13 protein-coding genes and 1 pseudogene are annotated in these 14,656 nt (G+C 63.2%); 7 read left to right on the plus strand and 7 right to left on the minus strand.

What is annotated here, in order from left to right:
* The first annotated feature begins 255 nt into the window (after positions 1-255).
* The 4 genes from PARACOCCUSGL_RS0118170 to PARACOCCUSGL_RS0118185 all read left to right on the plus strand — a co-directional run bounded on the left by PARACOCCUSGL_RS0118170 (position 256) and on the right by PARACOCCUSGL_RS0118185 (position 4,413).
* Positions 256-1,134 (plus strand): hypothetical protein, encoded by an 879-nt coding sequence (locus PARACOCCUSGL_RS0118170; protein ID WP_237701576.1) that lies wholly within the window; start codon positions 256-258, stop codon positions 1,132-1,134.
* A 358-nt stretch (positions 1,135-1,492) separates the two neighbouring features.
* Positions 1,493-1,735 (plus strand): hypothetical protein, encoded by a 243-nt coding sequence (locus PARACOCCUSGL_RS21885; protein ID WP_138918394.1) that lies wholly within the window; start codon positions 1,493-1,495, stop codon positions 1,733-1,735.
* A gap of 27 nt (positions 1,736-1,762) precedes the next feature.
* The gene (locus PARACOCCUSGL_RS20940) at positions 1,763-3,406 is read left to right on the plus strand and encodes a recombinase family protein (protein ID WP_010400077.1); all 1,644 of its coding nucleotides are present in this window, start codon (positions 1,763-1,765) and stop codon (positions 3,404-3,406) included.
* 107 nt (positions 3,407-3,513) lie between these two features.
* Positions 3,514-4,413 carry a glutaminase gene (locus PARACOCCUSGL_RS0118185; RefSeq protein WP_083825867.1) on the plus strand — a complete coding sequence of 300 codons (900 nt, stop codon included), beginning with the start codon at positions 3,514-3,516 and terminating at the stop codon, positions 4,411-4,413.
* A 252-nt stretch (positions 4,414-4,665) separates the two neighbouring features.
* Here PARACOCCUSGL_RS0118185 and PARACOCCUSGL_RS20945 read toward each other — a convergent pair.
* From PARACOCCUSGL_RS20945 to PARACOCCUSGL_RS0118225, 7 genes and pseudogenes are all read right to left on the minus strand, one after another.
* A pseudogene (locus tag PARACOCCUSGL_RS20945) lies at positions 4,666-5,145 on the minus strand (IS4 family transposase); the annotation flags it as partial.
* A gap of 402 nt (positions 5,146-5,547) precedes the next feature.
* Positions 5,548-6,537, minus strand: coding sequence for an ABC transporter ATP-binding protein (locus PARACOCCUSGL_RS0118200; protein ID WP_010400082.1), 990 nt, complete (start codon positions 6,535-6,537; stop codon positions 5,548-5,550).
* On the minus strand, positions 6,534-7,532 hold the full coding sequence (locus PARACOCCUSGL_RS0118205; RefSeq protein ID WP_010400084.1) for an ABC transporter ATP-binding protein: 999 nt from the start codon (positions 7,530-7,532) through the stop codon (positions 6,534-6,536). Before PARACOCCUSGL_RS0118205 ends, PARACOCCUSGL_RS0118200 begins: the two co-directional genes overlap by 4 nt.
* Positions 7,532-8,404, minus strand: coding sequence for an ABC transporter permease (locus tag PARACOCCUSGL_RS0118210; RefSeq protein ID WP_010400085.1), 873 nt, complete (start codon positions 8,402-8,404; stop codon positions 7,532-7,534). The genes PARACOCCUSGL_RS0118205 and PARACOCCUSGL_RS0118210 overlap by 1 nt, the downstream gene beginning before the upstream one ends.
* Complete coding sequence (locus tag PARACOCCUSGL_RS0118215; RefSeq protein WP_010400086.1) at positions 8,404-9,339, minus strand: ABC transporter permease; 936 nt, start codon at positions 9,337-9,339, stop codon at positions 8,404-8,406. Before PARACOCCUSGL_RS0118215 ends, PARACOCCUSGL_RS0118210 begins: the two co-directional genes overlap by 1 nt.
* 17 nt (positions 9,340-9,356) lie before the next feature.
* A complete protein-coding gene (locus PARACOCCUSGL_RS0118220; RefSeq protein WP_010400087.1) occupies positions 9,357-10,946 on the minus strand; it encodes an ABC transporter substrate-binding protein in 1,590 nt (529 codons plus the stop codon).
* 82 nt (positions 10,947-11,028) lie between these two features.
* Entirely contained in the window at positions 11,029-11,715 is a 687-nt protein-coding gene (locus PARACOCCUSGL_RS0118225) for a GntR family transcriptional regulator (protein ID WP_010400088.1), read from the minus strand.
* A gap of 92 nt (positions 11,716-11,807) precedes the next feature.
* On the opposite strand from PARACOCCUSGL_RS0118225, the gene PARACOCCUSGL_RS0118230 reads away from it, so the two are divergent.
* The 3 genes from PARACOCCUSGL_RS0118230 to PARACOCCUSGL_RS0118240 are packed head-to-tail and all read left to right on the plus strand — an operon-like array spanning position 11,808 to position 14,636.
* Complete coding sequence (locus PARACOCCUSGL_RS0118230) at positions 11,808-12,803, plus strand: Ldh family oxidoreductase (RefSeq protein WP_028717524.1); 996 nt, start codon at positions 11,808-11,810, stop codon at positions 12,801-12,803.
* 25 nt (positions 12,804-12,828) lie between these two features.
* Positions 12,829-14,085: an iron-containing alcohol dehydrogenase gene (locus PARACOCCUSGL_RS20950; protein ID WP_010400090.1), complete on the plus strand. Its 1,257-nt coding sequence runs from the start codon at positions 12,829-12,831 to the stop codon at positions 14,083-14,085.
* Positions 14,082-14,636: an aldehyde dehydrogenase family protein gene (locus tag PARACOCCUSGL_RS0118240; RefSeq protein ID WP_010400091.1), complete on the plus strand. Its 555-nt coding sequence runs from the start codon at positions 14,082-14,084 to the stop codon at positions 14,634-14,636. Before PARACOCCUSGL_RS20950 ends, PARACOCCUSGL_RS0118240 begins: the two co-directional genes overlap by 4 nt.
* Positions 14,637-14,656: the final 20 nt, after the last annotated feature.

The raw sequence follows: 14,656 nt of genomic DNA on the forward strand, positions 1-14,656 counted from the left end.
CGTCGGGGGGCGGTTACAGCATCAGAGCCCCAAAAAACAGAGGAATGCGCCGGGTCTCTCGGCGCGCCGGTGTGACCAAGGCAAAAAGAGAAAGATCAGGCACAAACGAACAAAAAGAATACGGCGCGCCAGAGTAAATCGTCGAGATGCCCACGGCATTCGAGAATCCCGGTTCGTCATACGCAACCCATCCCGCAATAGACGAGTAGACCCGCAATGTGCCACCACCCAGACCCCGCGATCTGGATCCCTCAGGTGATCCGCTTCATCGCCGGCAACCTTCCCGTCCTTGATCGCAAGGGCGAGGAATGGGACCATATGTTCACCACCGCCTTTCAGTTCGGCTGCGAGGCGCTGGTTGCCCTCGGACAAGCCGAGGAGACCGGGCGAGGCGCGAGACCGCTGCCCCATCCCCGACTGCCGGGGATTCTGCCCAGATGGGACGACATCTGCGTCACCGTCCTCAGCCTCGCCCATCAGTGCGGGCTTCTCTCTTACAGACTGCCCGACGGGCGCGAATCCCCGGGGGGCGCCGAATGGTGGGGCCGGCGCGCGGGCGAGACCATGCCGCCGCCGAACATCAAGACAGAGCATTGGCTTGGCCCAGCCTGGGCCGCCCCGCAGGTGCTGCCGGTCCTGCGTCCGCTGGGTCTGATCGAATCCGGCCAATGGACTGTAACCGCGAAGCCTGTGCTCTGGCGCAAGGAGCCACAGGAATGGGATCTCGACATCGCCGCCGATTCGCGCTTCCAGCTGGCGCTGGATCGGGCCGTCAACGAGATGCCCGCAGACATCCGCCGCAGGCTGGACGGGCTGGTCACCATCACAGAGGCCGATGTCACCAAGGGGCTGATCCGACGCGAGGCCCATCAGCAGGGCCTGCGCGCGGAGCACGGCGTCAGCCGGGTGATCGGCCTGCCGCTCACCCGCGACTCGGTGCGGCAGGGCCTGATCTGCCTGCGCATCCATGATCTCGACTGGCTGTTCTTTTCGAACTGGCGGTGGCCGGACGGCTGGCTCTCCCCGCTCGAGCGGAAACGGGCGATGGAGATCTGGCACGATAGCCTCGCCATCCGCATGCGCAGGGCCGTCGTCGCGCAGCTTTATACGGACAGACCGGAGTTTGCGGGGTGAGCCGTCAAGACGATCTGGAAGCCCGGACCGGACGCTCCACCCAGCCCCAGATAAAATCCGGATAATTCGCGCGGATGGTCCGCTGCGCCCGGCTGGAGCCGCGCCCGGCACGTAGGACGTGGTCGACGCGCTTGCCCGTGGGCCGGCCCCATCCTCGACTGCCCCTCTTGAGAGTGAGATTTCCATATTTCGCAGTTGGTTATCCACATTCATGAACCCCGAGACCCGAGTTTGCAGCTTAGAGAGACGTTCCCATGCTCTATGATCACCTGAACAACAGCGGGCTCAGCCCCGCACAGGATCATCATCAACGACCGTCGACGGGCATACCCCTGCGGCGCAGGGAGCAGCTCGACCCATGGCGCGAGACCGGAGAGATATTGCCAAGAAGGACGGCGCCGCGCAGACGGCGTCCTCCACTTCGGCCTCTTCCGGCCCCTCTGCTGCGGCCGACACCACCGACAAACCCCTTGCTGGGAATCGGCAGGCCGCGCAGCATCCGGTGCAGCAGAATGCCCGCGCGCGCGACCTGTTCCACCATTTCCTGCGCGCCCTCGCCCGAGACGCCGCGCGCCGCGATCATGCCGCCGATCCCGACTGATCTCTTCCGCCTCGAAGGAGATACCCCATGACGAAGCAAAAATTGCGCGTGGCGATCTACGCCCGCTTCTCGACCGACAAGCAGCGCGATGCCAAGGCCGGCAAGTTCGACATCGTCCTGGCGGAAGCGCTCGACCGGCTGTCGCGCAAGCTCGCCGACATCGCGAAGTTTCATGAACGGATGGAGCACCAGGGCATCGAGATCCACACCCTGACCGAGGGCAAGGTCGATGCCATGCTGATCGGCATGAAGGGGACGATGAACCAGATCCTGCTGCGCGACATCGGCATCAAGACTCATCGCGGCCAGAAAGGCCGGGTGAAGGACGGCAAGCTCGCCGGCGGCAATGCCTACGGCTATGATGTGCTGCCCGGGATCGAGGTGAATGGCAAATCCGAACATGGTGACCGCGCCATCAACCGGGCGGAGGCCGAGGTGGTGCAGCGTATTTTCTACGACTATGCACAGGGAATGTCGGCGGGCAAGATCGCCGAAGCGCTGAACATCGAGCGCATCCCCGGCCCGCGCGGCGGCTGGTGGGGCAGTTCCAGCATTCTCGGCAACCGCGAGCGCGGCACCGGCATCCTGAACAACGAACTCTATGTCGGACGCCTCGTCTGGAACCGTCTGCATTTCAGCAAGGATCCAGATACGGGCAAGCGGAACTCGCGCCTGAACCCGCAGGACCGGGTGACCTCGGTCGCCGTGCCGCATCTGCGGATCATCGACGACGCGCTTTGGGATCAGGTAAAGGCGCGCCAAGGTGCGATGAAGACCAAGAACACGGATGTCCCGATCTGGGACCGGCGGCGCCCCAAGTTCCTGTTCTCGGGCCTGATGACCTGCGGGTGCTGCGGCGGTGGGTTCTCGAAGGTGTCCAAGGATGGTTTCGGCTGCTCGACCGCGCGGAAAAAGGGTGCCGCTGCCTGCACCAATATGGCGGTGATCAAGCAGAAGGATCTGGAAGCCCGGGTTCTGAGCGCCCTGGAACACCACCTGATGGACGAGGAAGCGGTGCGCATCTTCTGCGAGGAATACGCCGCCGAGCGCAACCGGCTGCAGGCGACCCGCGCGGCCGGGCGCGCCGACTTGGAGAAGGAGCTCAAGCAGGTCAGCACCGACCACAAGAAGCTGGTCGACGCGATCATCGCCGGTGTTCCCGCCGAACAGGTCAAGGACCGGATGATCGAACTGGACGCGCGGCGGAAAGACCTGGAGCGCAAACTCTCCGCCTCCCCCGCCCCGGACCCGATCCGCATCCATCCCGGCATGACGCGGACCTACCGCGCCCGGATCGGCCAGTTGATCACCAGCCTGCAAGATGCCGAGCGGATGGACGAGGCCAAGGAGGCCCTGAGGGCGCTGATCGAGAAGGTGGAACTGGTGCCGGCTCCGGCAGAAGAAGGCGAGACCTGCAAACCCGGCCTCGCGATCCATCTTCACGGTGCGCTGACGAGCCTGCTGCGCTTGGCCTGCGGGTTGCCGGTGCATGAGGTTGTCGAAGCGGCGGAGCAAATGCAAAAAGCCCCGCGGAAAGCGGGGCATGGAGGGTCAAACAGTGCGCATCAAGGAGATTCACAAGATCAACATACTGATAACATTGGAGAATTAGTTTTGGTTGCGGGGGCAAGCAACCGCCGTAATCTACCTGAGTTGAAATGCGCGGTTTAACCCCTACCCTGCCGCAAATGCAGCGCCCGGCCCCGCGGCCATCTCTCGCTTTTGTTAGCCATCCCGACGCCTGGATGGTCCCCTCAACATCCAAGGTCAGATAGGGTATTCGGCTTGCGCCCCCAGTTCCCATCCTGGACGTCATTAGGTGCTACGCTTCGAGTTGCTCGTATATCCCCGAACTGGCCGTCATCGCGCCGCAGCAATTCGGTATCGCCATTTCCCTGCCCGACGGTGGGACGGTGACGGCCGGGGACGCAGCAAAGCCGCTCTCGATCCAGTCGATTTCCAAGGTGTTTTCGCTTGCCTGCGTCCTCGGCCGCATCGGCGATCAGATCTGGACCCGCGTCGGACGCGAGCCTTCGGGATCGCGCTTCGATTCAATCCAGTTGCTCGAAATCGAACATGGTCGCCCCCGCAATCCCTTCATCAATGCCGGTGCAATCGTGGTCACGGATGAATTGCTGGCCGGCCGCGCACCCAGGGAAGCTCTCGCCGAGATCCTGGGCCTTGTGCGAACACTGGCCGAGGACGATGATATTCATATCTCCGAATCCGTGGCGCAATCCGAAACAATGACCGGCCACCGCAATCGGGCATTGGCGCATTACTTGAAGTCTTACAACAATCTGCTCAATAACCCCGAACATGTGCTTGGCACCTATTTCCACCAATGCGCGATCGAGATGTCATGCATCCAGCTGGCAAAGGCGGGCCGCGCCATCGCCGGCCTGCCCGACGCCTCGGCGATAATCTCGCTGCCCAAGGCGCGGCGGTTGAATGCGCTGATGATGCTGTGCGGCCAATATGACGGATCGGGCGAATTCGCGTTCCGCGTGGGCCTGCCGGCGAAATCCGGCGTCGGCGGCGGCCTGCTCGTCATCGTTCCGGGGCGCGCGTCGATCGGCATCTGGTCGCCGGGCCTCAACGTTTTCGGCAACTCCCATATGGGAACCCATGCGGCCGAGCGGCTGGCCCATGCGATGAATTGGGCGGTCTTCGGGTGACATCATATCCGCAGTGCAAAGAAAGGGCTGATATCGCAATGATGACCTGCTTGTCCCGGCATCCGGACCATCGGCCCTTTGTGCATTTCCAAGCCCACCAATACAGTTGCATTTTGAGGCGCATATGCGCGAGCCTTGCTGCGGCTTGATGGGCTCTTCTCCAGGTTGACCAGGCGGTGATTTGAGTTGCCTGGATCTGACGCTGGGCCATGCGGTTCGCGATGCGCCGGATTTCCTGGATCGACCAGCGGATCAGTTCTGGCGTTCTGCCCTCGTCTTGCGCATCGTTTTTTTGGGCGGCGCGGCATTGGCATGATGGCGGATGCTGGCCATCATCGCGAAGGCCAGCATGACCAGCGAAACATGCCGGTGCCAGCCATGCCAGGAGCGGGTCTCGTTATGATCGAGGCCGAGCTCATTCTTTGCGGTCTCGAAGCTGTCTTCGATCGCCCATCGATGCCCTTCGACGCGGACCAGCGTCTCCATCGTGGTGCCCTGCGGCGACCATGTGGTGAAGAAGGCCAGATCACCATCGGCAATATTGCGTCGGATCAGCAGGCCCCGGGTCCAGACGCCGCTGAGATCAGCATTGAATTCGCCAGCATCGAGATCGGCGAGATCAAGGTAGGCCCAGTCGTGAAGCCGCTCGCCCTTGGTGCCCGCGCCGGCCGACAGACGTTGCCAAGCCTCGGGCGGCAAGTCTCCCGCGATGCTCCCGGCCGTCCCGCTGACGGCATAGGCAGCACGCAAAGGCCGTGCCAAGGCCACCCCGGATCGGGAAAGCTCGCGCCCGCCGGATGCGATCCGGCCCGGATACAGGAATGGCAGGACACCGCCGCCGGTTTCCGCGCGGCGACGGTCGCCCTCATAGAAACGCAATGACCTAACCTCCCCTTTGGGTCTCTCGTTCATAACAAGAGTCTGCGGGTTTGAGATTGGTAATCGGGCCGGCCGTCCCCGGCAAACGCGCCGGGCACGAAGCCCTCAAATTGCTCCAACGTCCGGCACGCTTCGCGCGGCGTCTGGTTTTCCAGAGACGAATGCTGTCCGACGGCGTTGCAGAAGGTCATCCATTTCCGGTTATCTGCAACTCCCTTTTGCAATTTGGCATTCCGCGGCGGGCAATCACCCTCTCTACGCCCGTATGGGGTTCGGTTTGGCAAAGTGGCACGCTGCCTGCTGCGCGCCTGCGGCGGTTGCCAACGCAGGCCTTTCCCGTCGGCATATTTCCTGTGCGATGGGGCAGCGCGTATGAAAACTGCAACCCGGTGGGATCTTCGTCGGGCTGGGCACGTCTCCGCCGAGGATCAATCGCTTGCGGCGCTTTATCCGGCCGATTTCGGGCGCGGCGGACAGCAGTGCCTGCGTATATGGATGCTGCGGTGCCTCGTAGATCTGCTCTTTCGGGCCAATCTCGACGATGCGCCCCAGATACATCACGGCCACGCGGTCGGCGATGTGGCGCACCACGGCCAGATCATGGGCAATGAACAGGGATGCAAAGCCCTTTTCGGCCTGAAGATCCTGCATCAAGTTGATGATCTGCGCCTGAATCGACACATCCAGCGCCGAGACGGGTTCATCCGCCACGATGAAACGCGGCGAGACCGAGATGGCACGGGCGATGCAGATCCGCTGGCGCTGCCCACCTGAGAACTGCCGCGGATTGCGATCCATGACTGATGTCGGCAATCCGACCTGACGCAAAAGCTCTGCGACCTTTTCGCGCCGGTCGCGCTTGTTGGTGACAGTGCCGAAGACCTCCATCGGTTCGGCGATGATCTGCGCGATCGTCCGGCGCGGCGACAGCGAGCCATAGGGATCCTGAAACACCATCTGCGCATGGCGGCGGAACTGACGCATCTGCCTGCGCGACAGGCCGGTGACCTCGGTCTCGTCCAGCCAGACTTTGCCTTCGCTTGGCTCGATCAGGCGCAAGAGCAGGCGGCCGAGGGTCGATTTCCCGCAGCCGGATTCGCCCACTACTGCCAGGGTTTCGCCAGCCTTCATCGTCAGGTCGATGCCGTCCACCGCCCGCACCGCGGCGCGCTTGCCCCCCAGCAGGCCGCCACCGCCTTCGAAGGTCTTGCCCAGTCCTTCAACCCTGAGAATATCGGCCGTCATGCGATTGCCTCCGCTGTCATTGGGGTGTCTGCCGTGACCCAGCAGGCCGCCCGCTGATCGCGGCCGCGCGGCGTCAGCGCGGGCATTTCCCGGGCGCAGATGTCGCGTTTCAGTTCGCAACGCGGTGCGAAGGGGCAGCCCGCCTTGATGGTGCCGGGCGGCGGAACCGAGCCGGGTATCTGATAAAGCCGCCGTGCGCTGGTTTCCAGCGACGGCACCGCGCGCAGAAGGCCGCGGGTATAGGGGTGCTGCGGATTGCCGAACAGGTCGTCAACCGTCGCCGTCTCGACCACATGGCCGGCATACATGACCACGATCCGGTCGCACAGCTCCGAGATCACGCCAAGATCGTGCGAGATCATCAGCACCGCCGTGCCCAGCCGTTGCCGCACTTCGCGCAGCAGGTCCAGGACCTGCGCCTGGATGGTTACGTCCAGCGCGGTCGTCGGTTCATCCGCGATCAGCAGGCGCGGGTTGCAGGCGACGGCGATGGCGATCATGACGCGCTGGCGCATCCCCCCGGACATCTGGTGCGGATAGGCCTTCATCCGTGCCTGGGGGTCGGGGATGCCCACCAGGCGCAGCAGCTCGATCACGCGCGCCCGCCTGTCTTCTCGGGACATTTGCTGGTGCAGCATGATCGCTTCGGCGATCTGGGCCTCGACCGTCATCACCGGGTTCAGCGAACTCATCGGTTCCTGAAAGATCATGGCGATGTCGCGACCACGGATGTCCGGCATCCGGTCCGGGGGCAGCGCAAGCAGGTCGCCCTGACCCTCCAGCCGAATCCGGCCACTGGTCAGGCGGCCCGACGCAGGCAGCAGGCGCATGGTCGCAAGCGAGGTCATCGACTTGCCCGACCCGCTTTCGCCAACCAGCCCGACGGCCTCGCCTGCCGCGACTGACAGGCTGACGTGATTGAGAACACGCACCGGATTGCTGACGGGGCCAAATTCCAACGTCAGATCGGATATTTCAAGCAGTGGTTCAGCCATTATTTGATCTCCGGATCCAGTGCGTCGCGCACGGCGTCACCGATGGTTGAGATCGCCAGCACGACGATGGTGATCGCAAGCCCCCCTGTCAGTATCGGCCAGGGCGTGGCGAACATGTTGCCGAGGCCCTCGCGGATGATGTTGCCCCATGACGGCGCGGGCGGCTGTGTGCCGATGCCAAGGAAGCTGAGCGTAGCTTCAAGCCGGATGGCCGAGGCGCTCCACAATGTCATCAGCACCACGATCGGCGCCGAGATATTGGGAACGACATGGCGAAAGATGATGATGGAGGTTGAAACGCCCGAGGCAACTGCTGCCTCGATATAGGGCTCTTGCTTGACGGCCAGCGTCGATGCGCGGGCAACACGGGCAAAACCGGGCGTGAAGGCAATGGTCAGGACCGCGACCACATTCCAGAACCCGCCGCCAAGCGCCGCCGCGACCAGAATGGCCAGCAACAGTTCGGGAAAGGCCAGCAGCATGTCGATGATGCGGGTCACGACGCGGTCGATCCAGCCGCCGAAATAGCCTGCGGTGACGCCAAGGAACGTGCCCGCAATGGCCGCGAAAACCGGCGACAAAAGGCCGAATATCAGCGAATTACGCGAACCATAGATCAGTCGCGACAGCAGGTCGCGCCCGAACTGGTCGGTGCCCAGCAGATAGTCGGACGAGGGCATCGCATTGATGGCGATGAAGCTTTGGGCCATCGGATCCCTGGGCGCGATCCAGGGCGCCAGGATGGCGACGACGGCAAAGACAAGCACCGTTGCCAGGGAAATGATGACGGCGGGCCGTCCGGCCACCACCTCGCCCGCCAGACGGCGCAGCCGGGGGGCTTCGGGCAGCGGGATTGCTTCTGAATTGGCCATTATTGCACCCGGATCCTGGGGTCGATGATGACGTAAACCAGTTCCATTAACAGGTTCACGACGACGACGGCGGCGGCGAAGACCACGACGCCCGCCTGGACGATGGGGTAGTCGCGCTCGGTGATGGCGGTGATCAGCAGCTTGCCCAGGCCGGGGCGATTGAAGACCAACTCGACCGCGACCGAACCCGACAGCGTTGACAGGATCGACAGGCCCAGCCCGGTCGAAAGCGGCAGCAGGGCATTGCGCAGCGCGTGGCGATAGATCACCCGGTTTTCCCGCGCGCCCTTCGCGCGGGCGGTGCGCACGAAGTCGCGGCCCAGCACCTCGAGCAGCGCGGTGCGCGTCAGGCGGCCGAGAAAGGCGACCTTCAAGAGTGCCAGCGTCAGGGCGGGAAGAACCAGGTGATGCATCCGGTCCGCGAAACCGTCGCCGGCCCCGCTGATGGGGAACCAACCCAGCGACAGCGAGAAGACGATCAGCAGCACCGCGCCCAGATAGAAATCCGGGATCGCATAGCCGAGCAGGGAAAACACCCGAAATCCCGTGTCCGGCGCGCGGTTGCGATTCAGCGCGGCCATGACGCCCAGGGGAATACCGCCCATGATGCCCAGAAGAACCGCCGCGATGGTCAGCTCGACCGTATAGCCGAGGTTCGAGACCAGCAGTTGCGCCACCCGTTCGCCCGACATCAGCGACGTGCCGAAATCGAAGCTCAGCATATCACGCATGAAATGCAGGTATTGCAGCCACAACGGATCGTTCAGGCCAAAGCGCTCGCGGAACTGCGCGATGGCTTCGGGCTGGGCGCCGTCGCCAAGCGCAGCCAAGGCCGGATCCCCAGGCAGGACGCGCATCGCCAGAAAAACCAGCGTCAGGACCAGCAGCATGGTCGGCACGGCATCAAGCAGCCGCGTCAGAATATAGCGTGCCATGTAACCTCCGCTCGCGCTCAGGCGCGCTGCGCCAGATCAAGGCGCCAGCGCGCATAACCGCTTTCGACCTCATAGCCGAGATCGACTTCGGGATTGCGGATGATGGCATAGCCAAGGTTGCCGATTCCCATCAGGGGCAGATCCTCTTGCACCTTCTTCTCGATCTCGCGTCCGATTGATGAATATTCTTCGACCGTGGTGGCCTGTCGCATCGTCTCCAGTTGATCATCCACGCCGGGCATTGCGATGCCGTAATGGCTGAAGTTGTCGCCGCCGGTCCCATCGGATTTCACCACCGCTGCGCTGGACAGATAGCGCGACATGTATTCCAGCGGCACCGGGGGAAGGCTTTGCGAATACAGCACCAATGAATTCGCATCCTGCCGATTGGCGCCGTGGAAGGCCGCATGATCCATGATGTTCAGGTTCATGTTGATGCCAGCCGGACGCATGAGTTCTTGCAGGATCAACATGATCGAGCGGTAATCCTCGCGCTGGCTGATACCGGCGGTGAAATTCAGGCCGTTTCCGTGACCGGCTTCGATCAGCAGTTCGCGGGCGCGATCGGGATCGTAATCATAGCGCAAGTCGTCGGGCAATTCTTCTGCGGCCCAGCCAGAGGGATAATCCGGCGGCGAAAGCGTCCATGTCTGCGCGCCGAACGGAGCCAGCGCTTGGGCGACCACCGCACTGTCAATTGCGGTAGCGATCGCCTTGCGCACCAGAGGGTTGTCGAAAGGTGCCTTGGTCAGATTGAAGAACAGGGTGTTGAATGATCCCGGCTGCGTCTGATCGACAATCAGAGCGTCGTTCTGTTGCCGGATCTGCTGCACCCATCCGGGTGCGCGCACGGCCTCGATCATGTCCACGTCGCCCGACATCAGCGAAAGAGTGCGCGAGGTCGTGTCAGAGGTATAAAGGAACTCGATCCGCGCGGTTTTCGGGGTCTCGCCCCAATAGCCGTCAAAGCGCAGCGCGTTGACACCGCTGCTTGACATGCGCTCGACCGCATAGGGGCCAGTGCCGATGGGTTCCTTGCCGAAATTCTCGCCCTTCTCCTCGACCGCGTTCTTGCATACGATCTGCGACGTCGGGATCGAGATCACGCCCCCAAGGAAGAACGGGTCCGGTCCATTCAGCGTGAATGTCACCTCATCGGGCCCTGAGGCCACGACACTTTTTACATTGGCATAGGATGCCGTGGCGATCCCCTCACGCATGGCGCGTTCAAAGGTGAACACGACATCCTCGGCGGTCAACGTACCATAATCGCCATGAAACGGGACATCCTTGCGCAGCTTGAAAGTCCATGTTCTGGCATCGTCGGACTTGTCCCAGGATTCGGCAAGCATCGGGCGATACTCGTTATCCTGCGTCGCGAACTTTCCATTCGGCGGCGAGACGAGATGCTCATAGACCTGAAGATTGACCCAGTTATCGGCCCCCAGCGTGCTGAAAATCGGGTCGATCACGCGCGGCGACGTGGCGGCAAGCGCGATACGAATCGGACGATCCGACCCCTGCGCGCGCAGCAGCCCCGGAGCGGTAAAACTTGCCGCAGCCGCTGCGACGGACATGTGCAGAACTCTGCGTCGATTGATCAGCATATTATTCCTCCCTTGCTGCCCCGTCAGGGGCTGATGCCATCCGGCCGGACCTCTCCAGCGATCACGAACCGGTGGGTTTTGATCAGCGTCTGCCGGTGAAACGCTTTCTTGATTCCAGGACATGGCGCCGCATCGCCTCCTCTGCGGCGGCGCTGTCGCGGGCAACGATGGCTGCGACGATGGCTGCATGTTCGTCATTCGCCTCGGCCGTTACGCTGGCGAGATAGAACAGCCGGAACAGATGCACATGCGTGTAAAGACGGGACAGGGCATCGCGCACCAGTTCGTTACCGCTGCCCTGCGCAATCAGGTCGTGGAACTGCCCGTCCGCTGCGGCGAACTCGCCGTAGCTTTCCTTGCCATCCGGATGGATTTCATCCATGCGGGCATCCAGCGCCACCAGTCGCGCGATGTCTTCGTCATCCATATGCACGGCAGCGCGCCCGGCAGCATAAGGCTCCAGCAGCAGGCGCAGATCATAAAGCTGCTCCAGCCGCTGCTCATCAATCTGGGACGCGGCGCTATAGCCTATCAGGTGGGTTTTGACCACCAACCCCTGCGCCTCCAGCCGTGACAGCGCCTCGCGGATCGGGGTTTGCGACACGCCAAGTTCGCGGACAAGATTGTCCACCGAAATCCGCGCACCGGGCGGAATTTCCAGCGCCATAAGCTGCGCATAAAGAGTTTCATACACTTCGTCCCCCAGCCTGCCGGGGCGCTGGATAGAGCGCCCTTTCTGCCGGGGCTGATCCTTGGTGCGACCTGTCATCGTTCTGTCCGTTCGGTGTGACTTGACGATTCGGTAATAGCAATTTACCCATGATCTCGCAATCAAATATCCGATCGGATCGGAAATATGACATGAAAATTGACGCAAAACAGCTGGAACGCACAGCGATGACGGCGCTGTCAAAGCTGACATCACAGGAAAACGCCGCCCAACAGGTTGACCTGCTACTGGAGGCAGATCTGCGCGGCGTCGCCTCACATGGGATGCTGCGCCTGCCGCGAATCATCCGCCGCATCCGCAATGGCGTGGCCGATCCCGCGCAAACGGGACAGCATGATTGGCGCGGCAGTGCATTGCTGCAGGTGGATGGCCGCAATGGTCTGGGCCCGATCGTGGCCAATGCCGCTATTGCCGCGCTTGAAAGCCGGATTTCCGAAACCGGGGTCGCGGTGGCCGCCATCCGCAACTCGAATCACCTGGGGATGCTGGGCTATTACGCGGAACGCGCGGCATTGAAGGGTCTGACCATGATCGCGCTTACCACAAGCGAGGCGCTGGTTCACCCCTGGGGCGGACGACGCGCGATGATCGGCACCAATCCCATCGCCATCGGCCTGCCCGCGGGACGGAAGGGCCAGGCCGATGTGTTCATGATGGATGCGGCCACCAGTCTTGTTTCCATGGGTGAAATCCACGATCACGCCAATCGCGGCATGGCCATTCCCGACGACTGGGCGTTGGATGCCGAGGGTCGCCCGACCACCGATGCCAGCGCCGCCAAGTCAGGCGCTATCGCGCCTTTCGGCAAGGCCAAGGGTTACGCGTTGGGACTGGCATTCGAACTGCTGGTGACGAGCCTTTCGCGCGCCGCCATCGGGCGCGACGTGACAGGCACGCTGGACGACACGACCACCTGCAACAAAGGCGATCTGTTCATCCTGATCGACGGGCCGGGTTATGACCTGCGCCCCTATCTTCAGGCGCTGCGGGACGAGGCTCCGGCAGAAGGTTTCACTCAGGTGACGATCCCCGGCGAACGGGGTCGGGCGGCGCGTGACCAGCGCCTGCGCGACGGCGTCGATCTGCCCGAGCCGCTTTGGCAGGAAATATGCGACCTCGCCCGCTAACGGCAGGATAATTGGGAGGACAGGAATGGATTTCATGAACTTGGGCGTCATGCGCGCGCCGCGACATCTGGTCTTTGGTGCGGGCCAGCGCGGCTCGCTGCCACGTTACGCCAGCGCATTCGGCACGCGCGCATTGATCGTCACCGATACCCGCATGGCGCAGGACGAAAGCTTTTTGCAGATGCGGCAGGCCCTTGAGGCGCAGGGCATTGCCACGCAGGTTTTCGACGGCGTGGCTGCGGAACTTCCACTGTCCTGCATCGAAGCCGGTGCCGAGGCCGGGCGAACGGCCGACGCGCAAATGATCATCGGCATCGGCGGCGGCAGTTGTCTGGATGCAGCCAAGGTCATCGGCGCCCTGCTGACGCATGGTGGAGCGCCGCAGGATTATTACGGTGAATACAAGGTTCCCGGTCCGATCATGCCGCTGATCCTGCTGCCCACCACCTCGGGGACGGGATCCGAGGTGACGCCGGTCGCCGTGCTGGACGATCCGCAGCGGGCGATGAAGATCGGCATTGCCAGCCCTTATCTGATCCCCGAGATCGCGATCTGCGACCCGGAACTGACGATCAGCTGCCCGCCTGGCCTGACCGCAGCATCAGGCGCGGATGCCATGACGCATGCGATCGAGGCGTTCACGACCCTGCGCCGCGCGCCCGATTCCGGCCTGTCGCTGGATCACGTCTTTATCGGCAAGAATGCGATCAGCGACAGTCTGGCGCTTGAGGCGATCCGTCTGATCGCGGCCAATCTGGCCCGCTGCGTCAGCCACGGCGACGATCTGGAGGCGCGTAGCGCGATGATGCTGGGCTCGACATTGGCCGGGCTGGCTTTTGGCGTGGCCGGAACCGCGGCAGCCCATGCGATCCAGTATCCGGTCGGCGCCATGACACATACCGCGCATGGGCTCGGGGTGGCGACCTTGATGCCCTATGTCATGGCGTGGAACCGCCCCAGCTGCGAGGCTGACTTCGCCCGGATCGGCGCGGCGATGGGGCTTTCGGCTACCGGCAACACCACCCGGCAGGCCGAGGCCGCGATTTCCGCCATCGCCGCGCTTTTCGCGCAGGTGGGCATCCCTGCCACCATCGCCGAGCTTGGCGTTCCCGAGGACCGGCTGGACGAAATCGGCCAACTGGCGCTCAGCGCCGAGCGGCTGATCAAGAACAACCCGCGCCTGCTTGACGCCGAAGGCATGGACCGGATCGTCCGGGCCGCGCATTCGGGCGATCTCGACCTTCTGACCGCTACATTGCCCCGAAAGGCTGCATTCCAATGAGCTATCACGATACCATCTCGCATGAACTCGGCTTTGACCCGCAGGCGCTGCGCGGCGATTTGTGGATCGACGGCGGCTGGCGCAAGGGTCGCGGCGGCGATCCGATCCCGGTCATCGACCCCTCGACCGGGAATACGATCACGCAGATCGAAAACGCCAGCATCGACGACGCCATGGATGCCGTCGCCGCCGCCGAGGCCGCGCTGCCCGGCTGGGCCGCGACCCCGCCGCGCGTGAAATCCGAAATCCTGCGCCGCTGCTATGAGTTGATGATCCAGCGCAAGGATATGCTGGCCCGGCTGATCAGTCTGGAAAACGGCAAGGCGCTGCCCGACGCGCAGGGCGAGGTGCTGTATGCCGCAGAATTTTTCCGCTGGTTCGCCGAAGAGGCGGTGCGGCTGAACGGCGAGCTTTATACCGCGCCCTCGGGCGCGAACCGCATCATCGTCACCCATCGCCCGATCGGTGTCGCGGTGATGGTCACGCCCTGGAACTTCCCTGCCGCCATGGCCACCCGCAAGATCGCGCCCGCGCTGGCGGCGGGCTGTTGATTTCCGTCGAGACGTGACCC

The sequence above is a fragment of the Paracoccus sp. TRP genome (genome assembly GCF_000185925.1).
In the GTDB taxonomy this organism is placed as follows: Bacteria; Pseudomonadota; Alphaproteobacteria; order Rhodobacterales; family Rhodobacteraceae; genus Paracoccus; species Paracoccus kondratievae.

Excerpts from the sequence above, each read along its gene's own strand:
- PARACOCCUSGL_RS20950 (WP_010400090.1), top strand. The coding sequence starts at position 12,829 with ATGGATTTCATGAACTTGGGCGTCATGCGCGCGCCGCGACATCTGGTC.
- PARACOCCUSGL_RS0118215 (WP_010400086.1), bottom strand. The coding sequence starts at position 9,339 with ATGGCACGCTATATTCTGACGCGGCTGCTTGATGCCGTGCCGACCATG.
- PARACOCCUSGL_RS21885 (WP_138918394.1), top strand. The coding sequence starts at position 1,493 with ATGGCGCGAGACCGGAGAGATATTGCCAAGAAGGACGGCGCCGCGCAG.
- PARACOCCUSGL_RS0118230 (WP_028717524.1), top strand. The coding sequence starts at position 11,808 with ATGAAAATTGACGCAAAACAGCTGGAACGCACAGCGATGACGGCGCTG.
- PARACOCCUSGL_RS0118210 (WP_010400085.1), bottom strand. The coding sequence starts at position 8,404 with ATGGCCAATTCAGAAGCAATCCCGCTGCCCGAAGCCCCCCGGCTGCGC.
- PARACOCCUSGL_RS20940 (WP_010400077.1), top strand. The coding sequence starts at position 1,763 with ATGACGAAGCAAAAATTGCGCGTGGCGATCTACGCCCGCTTCTCGACC.
- PARACOCCUSGL_RS0118240 (WP_010400091.1), top strand. The coding sequence starts at position 14,082 with ATGAGCTATCACGATACCATCTCGCATGAACTCGGCTTTGACCCGCAG.
- PARACOCCUSGL_RS0118225 (WP_010400088.1), bottom strand. The coding sequence starts at position 11,715 with ATGACAGGTCGCACCAAGGATCAGCCCCGGCAGAAAGGGCGCTCTATC.
- PARACOCCUSGL_RS0118200 (WP_010400082.1), bottom strand. The coding sequence starts at position 6,537 with ATGACGGCCGATATTCTCAGGGTTGAAGGACTGGGCAAGACCTTCGAA.
- PARACOCCUSGL_RS0118205 (WP_010400084.1), bottom strand. The coding sequence starts at position 7,532 with ATGGCTGAACCACTGCTTGAAATATCCGATCTGACGTTGGAATTTGGC.
- PARACOCCUSGL_RS0118220 (WP_010400087.1), bottom strand. The coding sequence starts at position 10,946 with ATGCTGATCAATCGACGCAGAGTTCTGCACATGTCCGTCGCAGCGGCT.